Genomic DNA, 15,845 nt, shown 5'->3' on the forward strand with positions numbered 1-15,845 from the left:
TTAAGGAGAATTAACTTTTTATGACCAAAAACCTAGCCAATAATTCCTTTTAAGTCAGCTGGGGAATAATTTATCGATTTCAAGGTTTTTCGGTCTTCCTTCCTGTATACTAGGAAAAGTTCCCCTTCTTTTTCATAATGACAATCCACGCCCTGGTTTTGGTAGAGGCTTACGGTTTGCTCAGCCTCGGCTATTGTTTTGCATGCTTTGCTCATGTTGGAGCGTTGCACTTCGTCAAACAAGGCTTTGAATTTTTCCGCCAATCCAAATTCCAAAATTGCTCCGGACAACACATATTGGATGTCACAAAGCGCATCTGCTATTTCTACGATATCCTGATTTTTGATGCCTTCTTCAAGTTCTTTCAATTCTTCGGCAATAAGAGAAACCCGCAACTTACAGCGCTTGGCATCGGGAATTTGTGGCTCAGGCAAAATCGGGTGTTTGAATGTCTGATGGAAAGCTGCGACAGAAGTGAGGCTTTTGGGATCTTGCATGGTGATTTTCTTGTTTGTTTTGAATGCCGCAAAATAAAAAAACGGAGCTGTAAAACCCCGTTTCTTTCTTAAAATATGGAATGAATTCTTAAGCTCCTTTCACGATCGTGTTGTAACGATCACCGACAGCTTTCCAGTCAATCACATTCCAAAATGCCGTCAAATAGTCAGGCCTTCTATTTTGGTAATTGAGGTAATAAGCATGCTCCCACACATCCACTCCTACCAATGGAATTCCCTGAAACTCCGAGATGTCCATCAGTGGATTGTCTTGGTTTGGGGTACTTCCAATCTGAAGCAGGTTGTTTTTGTCCAAGACAAGCCATGCCCAACCTGAACCGAACCTGCCTTTTCCTGCATCTTCAAATTTGGTTTTGAAATCTGCAAAACTTCCGAAAGCACCGTTGATGGCTTCAGACAAATCTCCTCCCGGCTCACCGCCTCCTGTCGGAGACATGATTTTCCAAAACAATTCGTGGTTATAATGGCCACCGCCATTGTTTCTCATTTTTGTTGAATATTTGGAAATATTCATCATCACTTCTTCAAGGGGCTTACTGACATCCACATTTTCCTCGGAAGCAGCTTCACCCAGATTTTTGGCATAGGCAGCGGCATGTTTGGAATAGTGGATTTCCATGGTCATGGCATCGATATGGGGCTCAAGAGCAGTGTATTCATAGGCCAATGGCGTTTGCTCAAAGCCGGTGCTGAGGAGAATTTTTCCCTCTTCGGTTTCTTCTCCTTCACCGCCGCATGCGGTCAAAAATGCTGAACCGACTAGCGAACTGCCTATTCCCAAGGCGATAGTGGCTTTGGAACTGTGGCTTATGAAGGTTCTTCTTGAAACGTTGTAAGTCGTCTTTTTCATAGAGAGTTATTTCCTTTTTATGGATTTTCGAAATTGAATCGACCAACAAGTTAACCAATTCAACCACATAATGAAACCTAAAAGCAGACAATAAGTCTGATTTTGTGACAAGATGGTTATGTTTGTAAAACCAAAATATGTTGGTTTGGTTTTTGAATCCAATCAATTTCTTTCAATGAAAGCCAATGGCTATGGAAATTTCATTTTATAAATATCAGGGAACGGGTAACGATTTTGTGATGATCGATGACCGGGCAGATATTTTTCCTGACAAGGATCTTTCCTTGATCCAAAGGCTCTGTGACCGCAAATTCGGAATTGGTGCTGATGGATTGATTCTGATCAGAGACGATGAGGAGCATGATTTTGAGATGGTGTATTTCAATGCTGATGGGTCGCAGAGTATGTGTGGAAACGGCGCAAGGTGTGCAGTTGCATTTGCAAAGTATTTGGGAATCCTTGAACGAAATACCAATTTTCTCGCCATCGATGGGGAACACCAGGCGGTAGTCGCCGGGGATTGGATTGAATTGGAAATGCGTCCCGTCCTTAGCCTTGCCAATTCCGGTCAGGATTATTTTGTCAACACAGGCTCTCCCCACCATGTGAGGTTTGTGGAGAATGTTTCCGACTATCCTGTCTTTGAAGTAGGAAAAGAAATACGCTATAGCAATGCATATGCACCAAAGGGGACCAATGTGAATTTTGTCACTCCTTTGGGAAAAGATGAAATCCATGTCCGAACTTATGAGAGGGGCGTAGAAAATGAAACGCTTTCATGTGGGACAGGAGTGACGGCATGTGCTTTGGTGTATGGCTATCAGCATGAGCTACATGAAGTAAATATCAAAACACCGGGAGGAAAACTCAAAGTCAGATTTACTGAAAATGCAGATGGAAGCTTTCAGGATATTTGGCTAATTGGCCCTGCTGAACAGGTGTTTGCAGGAAAGATTGAAATTTAAGCCATGTGAAGTACCGGGTAATTTGAGATTGGCAGATACATATTTGCAAAAGTCTATCTCCCATTCTCCGCGCTCATATCTTCCTGTTGATTACTATTATTAAGAAAAACGAAGTAATTTTACCCCCCATTAGATACAAAATACCATATGTTAGATTTTATAGCCAAAGGACTGGCAAAAGTTTTCGGTACCAAGTCAGATAGAGATGTCAAGGAATTGAGTCCTAAAGTTCCCCTCATCAATGAAGCTTTCAAGAAATTACAAGGCCTCAGCGATGAAGGTTTAAGGGCAAAGACAGGTGAAATCAAAGCCATCATCAATGCTGATTTGAAACCCTTTGATGATAAAATAGCTGCTTTCAGGGAAAAAATCCTATCCTTGGCCCCGGATAAGGTCCATGAAAAAGATGCCCTGTTTACCGAAATAGAGAAGACTGAAAAATCAAGAGACGAAGCATTGGAAGTCGTTTTGGAAAAGGTCTTGGTAGATGCTTTTGCAGTAGTCAAAGAGACAGCAAGAAGATTCAAAGAAAACGGAAAGTTGGTCGTGAAGGCTACATTGAGAGATCAGGAACTTGCAGCCAAAAAATCCAACATTGAAATCCAAGGAGATAATGCCATTTGGCACAACAAATGGATGGCCGCAGGAACTGAAGTCGTTTGGGACATGGTCCATTATGACGTACAGCTTATCGGCGGGATGGTGCTTCACAAAGGTAAAATAGCAGAAATGGCTACAGGTGAAGGAAAGACTTTGGTGTCAACACTTCCTGCTTACCTCAATGCACTTTCAGGCAGGGGCGTTCACATTGTTACTGTCAATGATTATTTGGCCAAAAGGGACTCCGAATGGAATGCCCCGCTTTTTGAATTTCATGGACTTACAGTAGATTGTATAGATAAGTATCAGCCTAACTCAGAAGCCAGAAAGAAAGCTTATGCCTGTGACATTGTCTATGGGACAAACAACGAGTTCGGCTTTGATTACCTGAGAGACAACATGGCACGGGAAGCCGGTGATCTTGTTCAGGGCAAACACCATTATGCCATGATTGACGAAGTGGATTCGGTTTTGATCGATGATGCAAGGACTCCTTTGATCATCTCAGGACCTGTTCCCCGCGGAGACGAGCATGAGTTTATGGAAATGAAGCCAAGGGTCGCCACGCTTGTAGACGAGCAACGCAAACTTGTGCAGGGATTCCTCAATCAGGCCAAAAAATTGATCCAAGAAGGAAATGAAAAAGAGGCAGGCTTACCGCTTTTCAGAGCGTATAGAGGTATGCCAAAATACAAGCCTTTGATCAAGTTCCTGTCTGAGCCGGGTATCAGGGTAATCCTTCAAAAAACCGAGAATTATTACCTCCAAGACAACAAGAGAATGATGCCGGAGGCCGATCAACCTCTGTTGTTTACCATCGAAGAAAAGACCAATGGCATCGAGCTTACTGATAACGGCATCGAGGTCATTACCCAAAAGAATGAAAATCCAACCTTCTTTATCCTTCCTGATATCGGTATGGAAATCGCCGAAATGGAGAAAAATCCTGACATCGACGACAAAGAAAAACTCATCAGGAAAGAAGAGTTGATCAAAGATTACGGCGTAAAAGCACAAAGAATCCATACTGTCAATCAATTGCTCAAGGCATATTGTATGTTTGAAAAAGACACCGAATATATCTTGGTAGATGGCAAAGTGAAAATCGTCGATGAGCAGACAGGCCGTGTGATGGAAGGCAGGAGATATTCCGACGGACTCCATCAGGCGATCGAAGCCAAAGAAAATGTGAAAGTCGAAGACGCCACACAGACGTATGCGACCATTACACTCCAAAATTACTTCAGAATGTACCACAAGCTTGCAGGTATGACGGGTACTGCGGAGACTGAAGCAGGTGAATTCTGGACGATTTATAAACTCGATGTGGTGGTGATCCCTACCAACAGAAACATTATCAGGGAAGACCGGGAAGATAAAGTATACAAAACTGTCAGGGAGAAATTCAATGCAGTGGCGGACGAAATTGTGGAACTGACCAAAGCAGGAAGACCAGTATTGGTGGGTACGACTTCAGTGGAGATTTCGGAAGTCTTGAGTAGGATGCTTACTATCCGCAAAATCCAGCACCAGGTATTGAATGCCAAGCAACATGCCAGAGAAGCAGACATTGTCGCAGAAGCAGGAAAACCCGGAACCGTGACCATCGCTACCAACATGGCCGGTCGTGGTACAGATATCAAATTGACTCCGGAATCAAGGAAAGCCGGTGGACTTGCTATCGTCGGTACAGAGAGACACGAGTCGAGACGTGTTGACCGCCAGCTTCGTGGACGTTCAGGACGTCAGGGGGATGTGGGTTCTTCCCAGTTCTTTGTCTCATTGGAAGATAACCTGATGAGGATGTTCGGTTCGGACAGGATCGCAAAACTCATGGACCGCATGGGCTTGGAAGAAGGTGAAGTCATCCAGCATTCGATGATTACCAAATCCATCGAAAGAGCACAGAGGAAGGTGGAGGAAAATAACTTTGGCGTAAGAAAGAGACTTTTGGAATATGACGATGTCATGAATTCCCAAAGAGAGGTAGTCTACAAGAGAAGAAGAAATGCTCTCAAAGGAGAGCGTCTGGAATTGGATATTCTCAATGTGATGTATGATGTCTGCTTTGATATCATACAGATGGGCAAGTCCACCGAAGATGCGGATAATTTGAGGATGAACATCTACAGTTCATTGGGCATAGACCATCCATTTAGTGCAGATGACCTGAAATCCAAAGACACAGGAGTTCTTACCCAACAGTTGTTCGATGCAGCATATCAGCATTATGTAGGGAAAAATGAGACTATTGTCAACAAAGCACTCCCCGTTTTGAAAGATGTTTATACCAACCGAGGGGCCACTGTAAAAGAAATCATGGTTCCAATTTCAGATGGATTCAAACAAATTGGGGTTGTTGTCAATCTTGAATCAGCAGTGAAAAACGAAGGAAGGGATTTGATCAGAAATATCGAGAAAAATGTCACTTTGGCAATCATTGACCAAAATTGGAAAGAGCATCTCCGTGACATGGATGATTTGAAGCAATCTGTTCAGAATGCGGTTTATGAACAAAAAGATCCTCTTTTGATTTATAAGTTTGAAGCATTTGAAATGTTCAAGCGCTTTGTAGGCAAACTCAATGAAGATACCATTTCATTCATTGCGAAAGCCGATCTTCCTGCCCAAGACCCAAATCAAGTAAGGGCAGCCCAAGCTCCAAGAAGGGAAGAAGCTCATGTAAAAGCATCCAAAGAGGAAGTTGGCAGCAGCTTAAATCCTGGTGGAGGCAGACAAGCTGCGGCGGCTGTTGCTAATCGAACGGCTCCACCACAGATCGTTGCGCCAAGAAAATCTGAAAAGGTATATGGCAGAAATGACAAGGTGTCTGTACAGTATCCTGATGGCAAAGTACTGAAGGATGTCAAGTTTAAAAGCGTGGAACAGGATGTTGCTGAAGGCAAATGTGTGGTCATAGAACATTAACAAAAGCATCATGAAAAGGTCACTCCTGATTTTGATATTTCCGGTAATTTTGATGAGCTCCTGCGGACTCATAAAAAAGACTGCTTCACCCTCAAGTGAATATGAAAATTACAATGAGGATTTAGATGACTCAAGGGTAATTTATCCTGACCTGGAGGAACAGGTCGTAAAAGCAGAAACTACTACTGAGTATGAAGGCGAAGTTGGAACAGCAGATGCAGACCTGGAAATCGCACTAAATAACCTCAAGGAGGCCAATAAAGCAGAAATGTATTGGAGTGGATATACAGTTTTGGTTTACAGCGGTATTGACAGGGACTTGGCATTCAAAACAAGAAATGACTTGTTCACCTTTTTTCCTGATTTTAAAACAGACATGCAATACCAACAGCCACGGTACCTTGTCAAGGTGGGAAAGTTTGTCAACAGAATCGAAGCCCTTACTTATTACCACCAATTGAAAGAAAATTTTCCTTCTTCGAGAATCATTCAAGACAGGTTTTTGAGAGAAGGATACGTCATTCCTGAACCGGTTACGGATGGTCAACAACAGAATTAAGGAATTAGCGGCAGCTTATAAATCAGAATTTATAGCCAACAGGAGGCATTTGCATGCCAATCCGGAACTTTCTTTTCAGGAATTCCAGACGGCTGCTTTCGTAGAGAAACAGCTTAGAGGTTTTGGTATCAATCAAATTGAACACAAAGCAGGAACCGGAATTCTTGCCATCATAGAAGGAAATAGCCCATCCAAAAAAGTAATTGCGCTAAGAGGAGATATGGATGCTTTGCCGATTGTGGAACAGAATGATGTTTCCTACAAATCTACCATTCCCGGTGTGATGCATGCCTGTGGACATGATGTTCATACGGCGTCACTTCTTGGTGCTGCCAAAATCCTAAATGAAATCAAGGACCAATTTGAGGGAACTGTTAAACTTATTTTTCAGCCCGGTGAAGAACTTATTCCCGGAGGAGCTTCCCTGATGATCAAAGACCAAGCCTTAGAAAATCCAAGACCTTCAGGGATCATCGGACAGCATGTGATGCCATTTATCCCTGTGGGAAAAGTAGGTTTCAGAAAAGGGATGTATATGGCAAGTGCGGATGAATTATATATCACTGTCAAAGGAAAAGGAGGACACGGCGCCATGCCGGAAACTTTGGTCGATCCTGTTTTGATAGCTTCACACATGATTGTTGCTTTGCAACAAGTGGTTAGTAGAAATGCTTCCCCAAAAATCCCATCTGTACTTTCATTTGGTAGAGTGGAGGCTTTGGGTGCAACCAATATTATTCCCAATGAAGTGAAAATACAAGGCACCTTCCGGACACTAAATGAAGAATGGCGTGCCAAAGCCCATGGTCATATGGTGAACATAGCCAAAGGTATTGTAGAAGGTATGGGAGGAGAACTTGATTTTGAGGTACGAAGAGGCTATCCCTTTCTTAAAAATGCCGAGGCACTTACTGCGAGAGCCCAAGAAGCTGCAATCCAATATCTTGGACAAGAAAATGTAGTAGACCTTGATATCTGGATGGCAGCTGAAGATTTCTCTTATTATACTCAGGAGATTGATGGATGCTTCTATCGGTTGGGAACAAGAAACGAATCCAAAGGAATTGTTTCAGGAGTCCATACCCCCACTTTTGACATAGATGAAGATGCTATGGAAATCGGAGCAGGTCTAATGGCTTGGATTGCCATCAATGAGCTAGGATCTTTGTGATTTAATAAGAAGCAGAATTGAAACAAGCTGAAATATATCAATCTTATTTCTATTGTATTTCAACCTTATATCTCAAGTATTTAAATTGTATTTCCACTTAATTTCAAAATAGAAATGAAAAGTACCAAATCAATAATCCTGACTTTGCTGATTTCTCTGACATTGACTACCCAGTCATTCGCTTGGGGGCCAATCGGTCACTATGTGATCGGAAAACTTGCAGAATGGCAGATGAAACCAAAGACTGTAAAAAAGGTGGAGGAGATACTTCAGCATCAGTCTATCTCAGGTGTCGGAGTCTGGATGGACAATATCCGCTCTGACAAAAAATACGATTATACCAACACCTGGCATTGGGTGACAACTGCCGATGGGAATTATGATCCTGCCATTCAGGAAAAAAACGGGGATGCCTACGAAGCATTTTTGAGAATCAAGGAAAACCTTAAAAAAGGCGGACTTTCTCCGGATGAGGAAAGAGACCAATTACGGATGTTGATTCACATCACAGGGGATTTACATCAGCCCTTTCATGTGGGAAAGCCAGGCGACCGAGGAGGAAATGATGTCAAGGTCAGTTTTTTCAACAAAGAGACCAACATACATGCTATTTGGGATTCCGACCTGATCGAAGGAAAAAAAATGAGCTACACAGAAATAGCCACTGAATTGCAGAAGAGGATCAACCCGGTTTTGATCCAAAAATACACCAATACAGTTCCTGCAGACTGGTTAAAAGAAGCCGCCGCAATGAGGCCTGATATGTATGATATTCCTGAAAATGGCCGCATAGGCTATGAATACATCTACAAACATTACCACCATGTAGAGGAAAGACTGACCGCTGCGGGAATCCGTTTGGCACAGGCGTTAGAAGAAATTTATGGATAAAAGCCAATCAACCATTTTCTTGGAACCGACGCTGTGAAGGGTCGGTTTTTTTATTTTAAAAAATAGGATGAATCAATATCCAAGGCATAAAAATAGGGGAGGATTAAAAAACAGAGTAATTTTGAATTCTAAACCTAATTCAAAAGGATATTTGGCATAAGCACTTGACAATCTCAAATTTGTTATAGAATTTGTACAATTAATAGGAAAAACAAGTTTGGTTGGATAAGATTTTCGTTTGAGTCCATTTCACCCTGTCCCTTTTTGAAACTTATTTCAAATGAAAAATCACTATAGGCAAGTCTTGGCTTTCTTGGTATTTTTCAATGTAATTTTTACTTTTTCAGACGGCTTAGCCCAAGGCAAACCCAAAGGCATGGTCAAAATCCAAGGAACTCCCCCTGAAGAATTTCCTGTTTTTTATGAACGTTTTCACTCCGATTCGGCCTTTCAAATGTCAAGAATCATATTTCCCCTTCAAGGATTAAGGGCCGAGGGAATTACTTGGACTGCTGACAATTGGGAACTGATGCGGACAAGGATTTATCAGGTCGACACGACGCAGTTTAAGACCAAAATAAAGAAAAAGAAAAAATATTTTGAGCAGACCCTTTGGATCGAAGGTACCAAATTTTCCTCCAAGAGGAGGTTTGAACTTCGTGGCAACAGGTGGTTTTTGGTATATGCTTTTGAGGGGAGCCTTTAGATTAAAAAAATGATGGTGGGATAATCACCCCACCATCATTCATTTTTGCTTCACTTTCTTTTTGCCTTAAATGTCCCATTGGGCTGGACAAACAATACCTCGGCAATATTGCCTGACTCTCCTTCTACAAATTCCAGTTTGAAACCATCCAGGATTTTTAGGGCAAATTTGTGCTTTTCCAGGGGGAGAAGTTCGTATTCAGGTTGACCCGGGACTAGCAAGTAGAGGGTATTTTCACCCTTGATATAGATTTTGGCAACGATTCCAGGCAGTTCGTAATCGCCCACATATTTTTCCAATTCAGCTTTGTCCATGATGACCCCTTTTGGCGTCCTTTTGAATTCGAGAGGGTCTATCGCAGGCTCAAGCTTGGAAACAAAAGAAGAAATCTCCCCGCTGTCATTAGTCCTGAAGTTGAACTGAAGCCCAAATCCACCGACCGTATCTACCTTGCCTTCCACCACTGGATAAGGAGAAAAAATGTTATAATGGTAATGCTTCAGCCACATGTTGTTTTTTCCGGCCTTGGCAAAAAGAGAATCGTTTTTAAAGTAAATGTCCAAGGTACCATATCCGGGATTTGAGTAATCTCCGGTATATTCTACCAAAAGATGTGAAGGTTTGGTTCCTGTTTTTTGAGAAGAGGTTTTGGTCGCCAATGCTTCTTTCTCGGCTGCTTTGGCTTTGTCAGAGCGTTCCTTGTAGGTTTTATTCCAATCGGTTCTCGTTTCTTTCAGCACCCTGTCACTGATGATATTGCGTGCCAGACTCGGGATGACCGAGCCGTTTTGATTGGCTAGTACTATGATGCCGATGCTGTCTGATGGGAAGAAACTCACATTGGCAGAAAACCCATCGATATTGCCACCATGTTCGACCCGGTAGTGGCCTTTGTAAGAAGACATCATCCAACCATAGCCATAGCTACTCATGTGCAAATCCGGAAACTCTTTGTCAGGGACTCCACCGCTCATGACCATTTGAGAACTCATGGCTTCTTTGACATAAGATTCTGGAAGGATTTGTTTGTCTTTGAACTTGCCACCGTTGATCCATGTCATGACCCAATTTGACATTTCTGTCACGTTACTGTTGATGCTTCCTGCCGGACCCATGGCCGCTATGTCGTAATAATCCATTTTTTTGATGGCAGAATCATTTTTGACTTGGTAGCCAAAAGAGGCTTCTTTTCCGTTTTTGAGCCCATCGATATCTGTGCTCGAGGTTTTCATTTCCAAAGGTTGGAAGAAATGCAAGTCAATATTTTCTTCCCAACTTTTTCCTGTGATGTGCTCGGCGATTACACCTTGGGCTAGAAACATGAAGTTGTTATAATACCATCTTTCTCTGACTTTGGCGAATGGTTCTTGGTAGGCTATCCTTTGCATGAGACTATCCCGGGAATTAGTGGAAAAAAGATACCAGCTGATATCATGTCTCGGAAGACCCGTACGGTGTGTCATGATGTCCCGGATGGTGATAAGTTCATTCATTTCGGCATTTTTGAATCTCAATTCAGGAATGTGCTTGATGGGGCTGTCTTCAAATGTGAGTTTGCCTTCTTCCTTTAAAATGCCAAGAAGACCGGATGTAAATGCCTTGCTGCTTGATCCGATGGCAAAATTTGTATTGGGAGTGACGGGAGTTTTGTTTTCATAATCCCGATAGCCAAAGCCTTTGGAGTAGACGATTTTGTCTTTTTCGACCACAGCGACCGCAAAACCGGCAGCATGCCAATCCTTGAGTAAGGCATTGAGTTCAGCGTCTAGACCTGAAAACCTGTCTGAGGAGGATTTTTTTTGACCAAATGCAACCGTGGCGGAAAAAGTAAGAAGGATAAAAAGGAATATGTTTTTCATAATGTGCTTTGGTTAGGAGGGATTAATTTAAAGAATTTGTCTGAGAAACAGTACATCACACATTTTAACTTAGTCTATTTTGACTTTGTATTTAGGATAAAATAAAATTTATAGCAATTCCACTCCTTCCTCTTTAATTTGGCATTTGAACCAAGTTATGCAAATTGTCCTCCTTTTTTGATACCAAAATAGATTACCTCCGCGGTGTAGGTCCCCAAAAAGCAGTTCTCTTCAATAAAGAGCTGTCCATATTTACCTATGGGGAATTGATCCAACATTACCCCTTTCGCTATGAGGACAGGACGCAGTTTTTTAAGATCAAAGACATCAACGAGGACCTGGAACATGTGCAGGTTGTAGCCAAAATCCGGTCGATTGAGACGATCGGGGAAGGAAACAGAAAAAGACTTGTTGCCCATATTTTTGATGAGACAGGGGAAATGGAACTCACCTGGTTTAAAGGAATCCAATGGGTCACAAAAAAACTCATCATAGGTGTTCCTTTTGTCTTCTTTGGCAAGCCCAATAAATACGGAAGGAAATTCAGCATCGCCCATCCAGAGATGGAACCGGTGACAGCCGTACAGGAAGAAAAGAGTTTTTTCCAACCGGTCTACCCGACTACTGAAAAACTCAGGGCCAAATTCTTAGATTCCAAAGGGATTTCCAAAATCATGGAGGGACTCGTACAAGTCGCATATCCCCAAATCCAAGAAACCATGCCAGAGGATATCCTGCAGCGGTTCAGCCTCATTTCCAAAAAAGAAGCTGTCAAACAAATCCACTTTCCAGACAATCCGGAAATCCTCAAAAGGGCAAGATTCAGGCTGAAGTTTGAAGAGTTTTTCTTTGTGCAGCTCAGGTTGCTGAAGTTGAAACTTACCAGAACCGAAAAGTCAAAAGGTCAGATTTTGAACCAGACTGAGCTGCTGACCAAATTCTACAAAGAGCACCTTCCTTTTCAATTGACAGAGGCGCAAAAGCGTGTCGTCAGGGAAGCCTTTGCTGATATGAAATCCGGAAAGCAGATGAACCGCTTGATCCAAGGAGATGTAGGAAGCGGCAAAACCATGGTGGCTTTTATCTGCATTCTGATTGCCATCAGTTCCGGGGCGCAGGCTTGCCTGATGGCGCCAACAGAAATTTTGGCAAACCAACACCATGAAGGCTTGAAAGAATATGCAGGCCTGATGGGATTGAACATCGCTTTGCTTACCGGATCTACCAAGAAATCCGCCCGTAAAGTAATCCATGAAACATTGCTCTCAGGCGAGCTGCATATCATCATAGGAACACATGCACTGTTGGAGGATGTAGTCCAATTTAAGAATCTTGGCTTGGCGATTGTCGACGAGCAGCATCGGTTTGGAGTCGCCCAGCGGGCTAAACTTTGGGCCAAAAACGAGCAATTTATTCCCCATGTCCTGGTTATGACCGCTACACCGATCCCGCGAACCTTGGCCATGACACTGTATGGTGATCTGGACATTTCGGTGATTGATGAAATGCCTGCCGGAAGAAAACCCATTCAGACTGTGCACCGCTATGACAAGGACAGGTTGAAGGTTTTTGGATTTATGCGGAAGCAGATCCAAATGGGAAGGCAGATTTATGTGGTGTACCCCCTGATCGAAGAGTCGGCTACATTGGATCTCAAAAACCTGATGGATGGTTTTGAAAGCATCAGCCGGGCATTTCCAGAATATCCTGTCAGCATTGTCAACGGAAACATGAAACCTGCCGACAAAGACTTCGAAATGCAGCGCTTTGTCAAAGGAGAAACCAAAATCATGGTGGCCACCACAGTCATCGAAGTCGGGGTCAATGTGCCCAATGCATCCGTCATGGTGGTCGAGAATGCCGAGCGCTTTGGTTTATCTCAGCTGCATCAGTTAAGAGGCCGGGTTGGTCGGGGTGCGGACCAATCCTACTGCATTTTGATGACCAAATATGAATTGTCAAAAGACAGCAGGGTCAGGTTGGAGACGATGGTCAGGACCAACAATGGATTTGAAATTGCAGATGTGGACTTGAAGCTCCGTGGACCGGGAGACTTGATGGGAACACAGCAGAGCGGCTTGGCGGATTTGTTGATCGCTGATTTGAGCAAAGATGCCCCGATTCTGACGATGGCAAGGGATGCGGCCCAATTACTTTTGCAGGATGATCCCGACCTGAGTTTACCCAATCACGCCATGGTACTCCGTCAGATCAAAAACCAAAAGAAGCACGCGATTAATTGGAGCAGGATATCTTGATCCCTTAAAATAGCCTGAATCCAACCATGAGATAATTGTTGTTTATCATTGCTTTCCAATTTGGATAAAAGTAATCCAAGTTTCGGGGAACATCCCTTCTATATTCTATTTGGAATCTATTGGCACTAAATCCGAGTCCAAAATTTAAAAACCTGTGATTTTTTGTGAGTTCAATATTAAAGTTATCCACCTGTATGGATGAATCAAGATTTCTTGTAATTACAAAAGCGGAATTGGCGTAAAGTCTGCCCCATGTTCGGTTTAGGAAATAATACCTTACACCTAATGGGAATTCCATTGCTTTAAAATCCAGATTTTGGGTTTCTGGATTTTTGATCCCGTTTGATGTGGTTTTTTGGTAATTTACTTCAAAAAGCAAAGCCCAGGATTTATGTCTATATGGTAAAACATACTCCAGCTGAACTCCGGCATGAAATCCCAAAGGGTTTTCAAATGGATAAAGTACTTGATTTGGAGATACTTTTTCTACTGAAAAACTTGAAAAAATTGTGCCTGCGCGAGCATATAAGTGAAAAGGTTTTTGATTTTTATTCGGCTCAAATACAAGTTGCTCAGAAGAATTTGCATTATTAAAGGTCTTAAAATAATCCCTAAGGTATTTAGTTTGGTAACGGATTTTTTCTAAATCCGCTTCATTGAAATCACTGATATTCAATTTTGTATTTAGCTCATTTATGTAGAGTTTGTTCTCTGCAATTCCTTGAGGAGTTTGATACCTTTTATAGACCAGTGGTTTGATGTCAGATCCATCCAATGTATAAAAGAACCTGATTAAATTTTTTGCCTCGTATTGAAACAACGTCGCTTTTCCTTCTACCAATACCTTCAGAAATAAGGTTTCTGTTTCAAATTCCGGATTTCGGCTTGCAGACAAAAAGGAATCTAAATTTGATGATTGATCTAATTGAACTGTAGCCCTGACAAACTTGAATGTACTTCCAATGCCAAATTCCGCAACTTGACTGATTTCTTTTTTTTCCGATCCGGAGGCAGGATTTGCTTTAAATGAAAATTCTTTAGGGTTGTTTTTCCAGTCGAGGTTTTGGATCAGTACATCAGATTTTTTTCCTTCGTTGTCAATAAAATATCCTGGCTCATATACTTCTTGAGCGAAGAGATTTGCGATGAAAATTAAATTCAAAGCAATCAGAAAGAATAATTGTTTTTTCATACTTGGGTGAATCCTATTGGTGGGTGAAATAAGCATGGCAAAGATATTTTTTTTGATTGAAAAAAAGTCGTTTTAGTCAAAAAACTAATAATCAAATTTTAAACAAAAAAGTAACATGTTGAAAATGAGTTTTTTATTGAAAATTAATTAAAAAAATTTGGTCTTGGAGTTTCATTTTTTGAATCTCCAAGACCAAAGGATATACGGCTATAAGTATTTATTATTTTACTTTTCAGGGATTATATCATTACCTTTTTCACCGTTTTGGCGGATTCGAGGATGGCATTGACGATGCGGATATCTCTCAATCCTTCTTCGCCCGGAACAGGTATTGGCTTGCCTCCCATGATGGCCAAGGAATCCATGTCCATTTGGTTGGCTTGTTGCCAAGGCACCTGGTAAGGGAAGTTGATCTCTCCTAATGGGCTTTTTCCTTTATTGCCTGAATAGGCCGAAAACGGTGCCATTTCGATCAAGCCTTTTTCGCATTTGATGTTGAGGAAGTTGGTGTTTTCAGCAAAGGAAGTTTTGATATTGCCGATCACACCACCGGGAAATTCCAATTGGGCTTCGACTATCTCACCCAACCCATCCTTGTAGATTTCTGGTCTTTCGGTCCACACCTTGGCCGCATTGATGGCAATAGGTTCCATGCCGCTGCCCAATCGTGCGCCCTGAATGGCATAGACACCCATGTCATAGATCACGCCTCCGCCCATTTCTTTTTTTTGTTTCCAATGGTCAGTCCTTCCTTCTCTATATCCTGCAGCACAGTCCACTTGAAGTACTTTACCGAGTTGACGTTCCTTTACTATTTTTTGGTAGGCAAGTGTGTTTGGTTCGTGTTGACAACGGTAGCCGATCGAAAGGCTCACTTTATTTTTTTTGCAGGCATCGATCATGGTCTGACATTCCTGTACAGTCATGGCCATGGGTTTTTCACACCATACATGTTTGCCGGTAGCCGCCGCCTTGACCACATATTCCATGTGCATCGAAGGTGGAAGGACAATATAGATCACATCGATATCAGGATTATTGGCAATACCCGACATGTTTTCATAATTGTATATGTTCTTTTCCGGGATGTTGTATTTGGCTTTCCAGGTTTCTGCTTTTGCAGGAGTTCCTGTTACAATTCCGGCAAGGTGGCAGTGCTTGGTAATCTGAAGTCCCGGTGCAAGTAAATCAGTACTGTAATATCCCAAGCCAACCAAAGCAACGCCAAGTTTATCTTTCTTTTGAAAATTGCTCGAGGCAATTAAGCTAAATGGAGAAAAAAGACTTGCTCCTGTTACAAGAGTGAGGGTTTTGAGGGTATCCCTCCTGTTGAAGTTTTTCATATTTA

12 protein-coding genes are annotated in these 15,845 nt (G+C 42.2%); 7 read left to right on the plus strand and 5 right to left on the minus strand.

The annotated features are described in order from the left end of the window. Nucleotides 1-32: 32 nt before the first annotated feature. Nucleotides 33-497 carry a nucleoside triphosphate pyrophosphohydrolase family protein gene (locus tag NU887_RS05135; protein ID WP_258422288.1) on the minus strand — a complete coding sequence of 155 codons (465 nt, stop codon included), beginning with the start codon at nt 495-497 and terminating at the stop codon, nt 33-35. A gap of 88 nt (nt 498-585) precedes the next feature. Next, complete coding sequence (locus NU887_RS05140; RefSeq protein WP_258422289.1) at nt 586-1,368, minus strand: superoxide dismutase; 783 nt, start codon at nt 1,366-1,368, stop codon at nt 586-588. Between the two features lie 191 nt (nt 1,369-1,559). On the opposite strand from NU887_RS05140, the gene dapF reads away from it, so the two are divergent. From dapF to NU887_RS05170, 6 genes are all read left to right on the plus strand, one after another. Continuing rightward, entirely contained in the window at nt 1,560-2,333 is a 774-nt protein-coding gene (gene dapF / locus NU887_RS05145) for a diaminopimelate epimerase (RefSeq protein WP_258422290.1), read from the plus strand. A gap of 147 nt (nt 2,334-2,480) precedes the next feature. Further along, nucleotides 2,481-5,861, plus strand: coding sequence for a preprotein translocase subunit SecA (gene secA, locus NU887_RS05150; protein ID WP_258422291.1), 3,381 nt, complete (start codon nt 2,481-2,483; stop codon nt 5,859-5,861). A gap of 10 nt (nt 5,862-5,871) precedes the next feature. After that, nucleotides 5,872-6,420 carry a hypothetical protein gene (locus NU887_RS05155; protein WP_258422292.1) on the plus strand — a complete coding sequence of 183 codons (549 nt, stop codon included), beginning with the start codon at nt 5,872-5,874 and terminating at the stop codon, nt 6,418-6,420. Continuing rightward, nucleotides 6,401-7,591 (plus strand): M20 metallopeptidase family protein, encoded by a 1,191-nt coding sequence (locus NU887_RS05160; protein WP_258422293.1) that lies wholly within the window; start codon nt 6,401-6,403, stop codon nt 7,589-7,591. The genes NU887_RS05155 and NU887_RS05160 overlap by 20 nt, the downstream gene beginning before the upstream one ends. A 114-nt stretch (nt 7,592-7,705) precedes the next feature. Next, entirely contained in the window at nt 7,706-8,482 is a 777-nt protein-coding gene (locus tag NU887_RS05165; protein ID WP_258422294.1) for a S1/P1 nuclease, read from the plus strand. A 280-nt stretch (nt 8,483-8,762) separates the two neighbouring features. Beyond that, nucleotides 8,763-9,188 carry a DUF4348 domain-containing protein gene (locus tag NU887_RS05170; RefSeq protein ID WP_258422295.1) on the plus strand — a complete coding sequence of 142 codons (426 nt, stop codon included), beginning with the start codon at nt 8,763-8,765 and terminating at the stop codon, nt 9,186-9,188. A gap of 50 nt (nt 9,189-9,238) precedes the next feature. Here NU887_RS05170 and NU887_RS05175 read toward each other — a convergent pair whose 3' ends face one another. After that, nucleotides 9,239-11,047 (minus strand): serine hydrolase, encoded by a 1,809-nt coding sequence (locus NU887_RS05175; RefSeq protein WP_258422296.1) that lies wholly within the window; start codon nt 11,045-11,047, stop codon nt 9,239-9,241. 164 nt (nt 11,048-11,211) lie between these two features. Here NU887_RS05175 and recG point away from each other — a divergent pair, with 164 nt between their 5' ends. Then, a complete protein-coding gene (recG, locus tag NU887_RS05180; RefSeq protein ID WP_258422297.1) occupies nt 11,212-13,305 on the plus strand; it encodes an ATP-dependent DNA helicase RecG in 2,094 nt (697 codons plus the stop codon). 4 nt (nt 13,306-13,309) lie between these two features. On the opposite strand, the gene NU887_RS05185 is transcribed toward recG, so the two are convergent. Then, the gene (locus NU887_RS05185; RefSeq protein WP_258422298.1) at nt 13,310-14,497 is read right to left on the minus strand and encodes a hypothetical protein; all 1,188 of its coding nucleotides are present in this window, start codon (nt 14,495-14,497) and stop codon (nt 13,310-13,312) included. A gap of 239 nt (nt 14,498-14,736) precedes the next feature. Beyond that, nucleotides 14,737-15,840, minus strand: a complete 1,104-nt coding sequence (locus tag NU887_RS05190; protein WP_258422299.1) for a Gfo/Idh/MocA family protein — start codon at nt 15,838-15,840, stop codon at nt 14,737-14,739. Nucleotides 15,841-15,845 lie beyond the last annotated feature (5 nt).

Source organism: Aquiflexum gelatinilyticum (assembly GCF_024741135.1).
Lineage (GTDB): Bacteria > Bacteroidota > Bacteroidia > Cytophagales > Cyclobacteriaceae > Cognataquiflexum > Cognataquiflexum gelatinilyticum.